The sequence below is a fragment of the Kaarinaea lacus genome (genome assembly GCF_975902315.1).
Genome location: NZ_CDLKIE010000065.1, coordinates 1 through 5873 on the forward strand (window position 1 = coordinate 1; position 5873 = coordinate 5873).

Annotated in this window: 8 protein-coding genes; all 8 read left to right on the forward strand. The window is 45.8% G+C overall.

Annotation, left to right across the window (positions count from 1 at the left end):
- The coding region (locus ACWVCM_RS01410) for a tyrosine-type recombinase/integrase (RefSeq protein ID WP_455199910.1) at window positions 1-192 on the forward strand (192 nt) is incomplete at its 5' end.
- Window positions 193-449: 257 nt separating this feature from the next.
- The gene (gene hslV / locus ACWVCM_RS01415) at window positions 450-992 is read left to right on the forward strand and encodes an ATP-dependent protease subunit HslV (RefSeq protein ID WP_455199911.1); all 543 of its coding nucleotides are present in this window, start codon (window positions 450-452) and stop codon (window positions 990-992) included.
- Window positions 993-1005: 13 nt separating this feature from the next.
- Window positions 1006-2346, forward strand: a complete 1341-nt coding sequence (gene hslU, locus ACWVCM_RS01420) for an ATP-dependent protease ATPase subunit HslU (RefSeq protein WP_455199912.1) — start codon at window positions 1006-1008, stop codon at window positions 2344-2346.
- 75 nt (window positions 2347-2421) lie between these two features.
- A complete protein-coding gene (locus ACWVCM_RS01425; RefSeq protein ID WP_455199913.1) occupies window positions 2422-2790 on the forward strand; it encodes a gamma-butyrobetaine hydroxylase-like domain-containing protein in 369 nt (122 codons plus the stop codon).
- A gap of 170 nt (window positions 2791-2960) precedes the next feature.
- Window positions 2961-3716 carry a bifunctional demethylmenaquinone methyltransferase/2-methoxy-6-polyprenyl-1,4-benzoquinol methylase UbiE gene (gene ubiE / locus ACWVCM_RS01430; RefSeq protein ID WP_455199914.1) on the forward strand — a complete coding sequence of 252 codons (756 nt, stop codon included), beginning with the start codon at window positions 2961-2963 and terminating at the stop codon, window positions 3714-3716.
- A 15-nt stretch (window positions 3717-3731) separates the two neighbouring features.
- A complete protein-coding gene (locus tag ACWVCM_RS01435) occupies window positions 3732-4184 on the forward strand; it encodes an RDD family protein (RefSeq protein ID WP_455199917.1) in 453 nt (150 codons plus the stop codon).
- Window positions 4181-4828, forward strand: a complete 648-nt coding sequence (locus ACWVCM_RS01440; protein ID WP_455199915.1) for a ubiquinone biosynthesis accessory factor UbiJ — start codon at window positions 4181-4183, stop codon at window positions 4826-4828. Before ACWVCM_RS01435 ends, ACWVCM_RS01440 begins: the two co-directional genes overlap by 4 nt.
- 26 nt (window positions 4829-4854) lie before the next feature.
- Window positions 4855-5873, forward strand: a 1019-nt coding sequence (locus tag ACWVCM_RS01445; protein WP_455199916.1) for an AarF/UbiB family protein, incomplete at its 3' end; no start/stop codon positions are given.

Below are 5873 nucleotides of genomic sequence, written 5' to 3' on the forward strand. Positions count from 1 at the left end.
CACCCGCATCGTTTGCGACATTCCTTTGCCAGTCATTTACTTGAATCCAGCGGTGATTTGCGTGCAGTTCAGGAACTGCTGGGGCATGCGGATATTTCCACAACCCAGATATATACGCATCTGGATTTTCAGCATCTTGCCGATGTTTATGATCGTGCACACCCGAGGGCAAAAAAACGCCGTACGAATTGATAAAGTTTGACCTGGTAACTTTAAATTGCCAGGAAAGGACATTATATAAAGTCAATTAACAGCGTCGGCCTCAAACGGCTGTAGCAAATTTTTCGGCTTTAATGGTTAACCTGCTGTATTAAAAAGCAATTTGGTCCAGAAACTGCACGGAATATGCTGTCTTTCAATAAACCAGGCCGCGCGGAATTACATCAACTCAGGCGTAGAACCTTTGTAAAGAATATTAAGCAATCATCACGCAAACAAGGAGCAATGTTTTGGAACAATTTCATGGCACCACTATAGTCTCGGTGCGGCGCGGGAACAAAGTCGTCATCGGCGGTGATGGCCAGGTTTCCATGGGGAATACCATCATGAAAGGCAATGCACGAAAAGTGCGGCGTTTGTATCACGATCAGGTGATCGCCGGATTTGCCGGAGGCACGGCCGATGCCTTTACCTTGTTTGAGCGTTTTGAAGGCAAGTTGGAAAAACACCAGGGGCATCTCACTCGCTCGGCTGTTGAGCTTGCCAAAGACTGGCGCACGGATCGTATGCTACGGCGACTGGAAGCCTTATTGGCCGTAGCCGATAATACCACTTCACTGATTATTTCCGGGAATGGTGATGTCATCGAACCGGAACAGAACCTGATTGCTATTGGATCTGGTGGCCCTTATGCACAGTCGTCAGCCGTGGCTTTGCTGGAAAATACGGAACTGGATGCGCGTACCATTGTGGAAAAATCTCTGGAGATAGCAGCGAATATTTGTGTCTATACTAATGACCACTTAACCATAGAAGAACTTGAAATAGAATAGCTGAGAAGAAATCATGTCACAAATGACCCCACGTGAAATCGTCCAGGAACTGGATAAACATATTGTCGGGCAATCTGAAGCCAAGCGCGCTGTAGCAATTGCATTACGTAATCGCTGGCGGCGTTCACAGGTCAGCGACGAATTGAAAAGTGAAATTACTCCGAAGAATATATTAATGATTGGGCCCACAGGTGTGGGTAAAACTGAAATAGCCAGGCGTTTGGCTAAACTTGCCAACGCACCGTTTGTAAAAGTGGAAGCGACAAAGTTTACCGAAGTCGGTTATGTTGGTCGTGATGTTGAATCAATTATTCGGGACCTGGCTGAAATTTCAGTGAAGATGACGCGCGAAGCCGAGATGCTTAAGGTTAAGCATCGAGCGGAAGATGCAGCTGAGCAGCGTATCCTCGATATTTTATTGCCACCGGCACGCAGTATGGGATTTGCCGAATCGGTAGGTAACGAGATGGAAGAGGATTCCAATACCCGGCAGAAATTTCGCAAGAAACTTCGCGAGGGGGACCTGGATGACAAGGAAATCGACGTTGAAATCAGCGTTAATCCAATTGGTGTTGAAATTATGGCACCACCGGGAATGGAGGAAATGACCAGCCAGCTACAGGGTATGTTCCAGAATTTAGGTGGCAGTCGCACCAAAACACGAAAGCTGAAAATCAAAGATGCATTTAAACTGTTAACCGATGAAGAAGCCAGTAAACTGCTCAACGAAGAAGATATTAAGTTACGAGCGGTAGAAAATGTCGAACAAAACGGCATCGTTTTCCTGGATGAAATGGACAAGATTACCAAGCGAGGCGAGTCATCCGGACCTGATGTATCCCGCGAAGGTGTGCAACGAGATTTACTTCCCCTTGTGGAAGGTTCAACGGTTAGTACCAAGTATGGCATGCTCAAGACCGATCACATCCTGTTTATTGCATCTGGCGCTTTTCACCTGGCAAAGCCATCAGATTTAATACCAGAGCTCCAGGGCCGCCTGCCAATTCGTGTTGAACTTGCTGCATTAACGGTTGATGATTTTGTACGGATCCTTACGGAGCCTGATGCGTCATTAACAGATCAATATACAGCGCTATTGGCAACAGAAAACGTAGAGATAGAATTTAAAGATGACGGTATCGCGCGTCTTGCAGAAGTTGCCTGGCAAGTGAATGAACGTACCGAGAATATCGGTGCACGACGATTGCATACGGTAATGGAGCGTTTGCTGGAAGAAGTATCTTACAAAGCGTCTGATATCTCTGGCCAGAAAGTTATCGTCGATTCAGCGTACGTTGATGAACAGCTCGGTGATCTGGCAACCGATGAAGACTTGTCGCGTTACATCCTGTAAGCGTCGTATTCAGAAAGATTAGATTGGCTGCTGAATGGCAGTATGAAATGAACAGTTTGTTTGAAGGGGAACAAAATGGCCGATAGCTCACCACGCCCAACCGATATTAATTTACATCAAAAGTCCAAGGTACTGGAAATCAGTTTCGAGGATGGAAAAACATTCAGCCTTCCATGCGAATATTTGCGAGTCTATTCTCCTTCCGCGGAAGTTCGAGGCCATGGCCCGGGCCAGGAAGTACTGCAAGTTGGAAAAGAAGCGGTCAACATCGAGAAAATTGAGCCAGTAGGAAACTACGCCATTCAATTACATTTTGATGACGGGCACAGTACAGGCATTTATTCCTGGGAAACCCTGTACACCATGGGTGCGAATTACGAGGGACTGTGGCAGGAATATCTGGACCGTCTGGAAGCAGCTGGCCACAAGCGAAAAATGACTTAACAATCAGGTTTTTCTCTCTCAAATCAATATTTTCATCGTACCCCCGGTTCAGCGTAGTAATTTACATTCCCCTTTGGTTTGTTAGCGTGGGGGAATGACCAATTTCTTGATATACTTCAGAAAATAGATATCCAGTGTGTCACCGCCAATGAGGTGTTGAATCCTTAACCATGTCTGACAAATCACAAAACACGACCCATTTCGGCTACAAGCAGGTACCGGAAAATGAAAAAGCCGACAAAGTGGCAGACGTATTCCACTCTGTTGCTGACAAATACGACTTGATGAATGACCTGATGTCATTTGGTGTTCATCGTTTATGGAAACACTACACAATCCGATTGAGTAAAGTAAAAGCCGGGCAACGCGTACTGGATATTGCCGGTGGTACCGGCGATTTAACGGCAAAATTTTCCCGCCTGGTAGGTGACGAAGGAGAAGTCGTATTAGCTGATATCAATGCATCCATGTTACAGGTGGGTCGTGGCCGGTTGCTTGATCGGGGTATCGCGGGCAATGTTAAGTTTGTTCAGGCCAATGCTGAATGTTTACCTTTTCCCGATAATTATTTTGATGTCATTAGTATTGCTTTCGGTTTGAGAAATGTAACCCATATCGATCAGGCATTAAAATCCATGTACAGGGTTCTGAAACCTGGCGGGCAATTACTGGTGTTGGAATTTTCCAGGGCTAAAGCACCTGGATTAAGCCCTGTATACGATGCATATTCCTTTAGAGTTTTACCCGTTATTGGAAAGCTGGTTGCTAATGACGAGGAAAGCTATCGTTACCTCGCAGAGTCAATACGCATGCATCCTGACCAGGAAACACTGAAGTCAATGATGGAAGAGGCTGGCTTTGATCGATGTGAATATCATAATCTAACCGGTGGCATCGTTGCGCTACATAGAGGCTTTAAATATTAGGCAGGGTTGGTGAATATGACATATGCTGGTTTTTGGCGGCGCTTCGGTGCCATGATAGTTGATAGCTTAATTTACAGTGTCTTATTGGCACTCATACTGGGTCCTAAGTATGTGGATTCAGATTTTTGGTCATTTGAAGGAATCATTAGCAACGGAATCGCATTGTCTCTAACCATTGTGTTATGGGTTCGCTACCTCGGTACGCCAGGTAAATTATTGTTGGGTTGTCAGGTTGTTGATGCAGATACGGGCGAACGAATGACTGTCAAACAGGCGATGATCCGCTACCTTGGTTACTTTGTTTCAATTTTCACATTAGGTATCGGATTTTTATGGGTCGCCTGGGATAAACGAAAACAGGGATTTCACGATAAAATCGCAAACACTGTTGTTGTGTACAACGGTACAGTAGACGTTTTTGATGAATCTCAAAAGTCATTGAGTCAGCTAATAAGTGAAGTACGGTGACAAAACTACCCCATACTATTACCACGCTTATTGAAATAGCTTTTAATCGCTATCTTGATATGGATCCCGATGCCAGGGCGAGGATGCCTGCTATGGCAGACAAGGTAATAAAAATCACTATCCGTGAAATTGATCTTCCACTCATAATGCGGGTTCGAGAGAACCATATTGATGTGCTTTCCAGTTATGATTCAGACGTACATAGCGAGATGCGAGCTTCAGCTTTGTCATTGATGAAGTTGGGGATGGCTGGTGATGCCAGCACAAGCGCGTTGGGTGAAGACATTGAAATGTCAGGTGACCTTGAAACGGGTCGCCAATTTCGTGACCTGTTAAGTAAGGTAGATATCGACTGGGAAGAAATACTTTCTCAATATACCGGCGATATCATTGCGCATAAAATCGGAAACAGTATCCGTACCTTGACGAACTGGGGTAGGAAAACCGTAGATTCTTTGGCTAAGGATGTGTCGGAGTACCTGCAGGAAGAAAGCAGGCAAATTCCGTCGCAGCATGAGATCATAGATTACCTGGCAAAAATTGACGATATTCGGCTGGCTGCTGATCGCGCCGAAGCACGCGTCAAACAGCTGGAGATTCTTTTACAAAAAGCTGGCTCGGATGTGGGTGAGGCATCTGATTAGTGAAGGCCATCAAGCAAATATTCAGATTGGTTTATATCAATCATGTACTGTTGCGGCACGGCCTGGATGAAATTATTCTCGCCACTCACCTGTTTCGCCCGTTACGCTTTGTATCATACCTGTCGCCATGGAGATGGTTTCGTGAAGAGGGTGCGCCACGTGGGGAGCGAATTCGCCGTTCCCTGGAAGACCTGGGGCCAATTTTTGTAAAGTTTGGTCAAATACTTTCAACGCGTCGAGATTTATTACCGGATGATATTGCCGATCAACTGGCCATGTTGCAGGATCAGGTACCGCCATTTCCCGGCGCCACTGCGCGAACTATCGTAGAAACTGCCTATAAAAAATCCGTTGACCAGGTATTCAAAGCCTTTGATGAAAAACCTCTGGCTTCTGCTTCAATTGCCCAGGTGCATGCGGCAACGTTGCTAAACGGGCAAGAGGTCGTGGTGAAAGTTGTCAGACCAGGTATTGCCGACGTAATTGGGCGTGATATTGGGCTACTTTATATCGTTGCTGAACTGGCAGAACGCTATTGGCCGGGAGCCAGGCGGTTGCGTCCAGTGGAAGTAGTCAGCGAATATGAAAAAACCATCTTTGATGAGCTGGATTTGATGCGCGAAGCGGCATCTGCTTCTCAGCTTAAGCGAAACTTTAAAGATTCAGGCTTGCTCTATATACCGGAAATATTTTGGCCCCTGACACGTCGCAACGTAATGGTCATGGAACGTATTTCCGGTATTCCAATCAGTGACATCGAGGAGTTGAAACGGAATAATGTGGACCTGAAAAAACTGGCGGAAGCGGGTGTTGAAATATTTTTTACTCAGGTTTTTCGCGACAGTTTTTTCCACGCTGATATGCATCCCGGAAATGTTTTTGTTACTGCTGCCGGGCAGTATATAGCAATAGATTTTGGCATTATGGGTACACTCAGTCCTGGTGACCAGCGTTATCTGGCAGAAAACTTTCTCGCGTTTTTTCGTCGTGACTACCGGAAAGTGGCTGAACTTCATGTAGAGTCCGGCTGGGTACCAGAAGATAC

Coding starts and splice junctions, on each gene's coding strand:
- ACWVCM_RS01425 (WP_455199913.1), top strand. CDS start 2,422: ATGGCCGATAGCTCACCACGCCCAACCGATATTAATTTACATCAAAAG.
- ACWVCM_RS01435 (WP_455199917.1), top strand. CDS start 3,732: ATGACATATGCTGGTTTTTGGCGGCGCTTCGGTGCCATGATAGTTGAT.
- hslU (WP_455199912.1), top strand. CDS start 1,006: ATGTCACAAATGACCCCACGTGAAATCGTCCAGGAACTGGATAAACAT.
- ubiE (WP_455199914.1), top strand. CDS start 2,961: ATGTCTGACAAATCACAAAACACGACCCATTTCGGCTACAAGCAGGTA.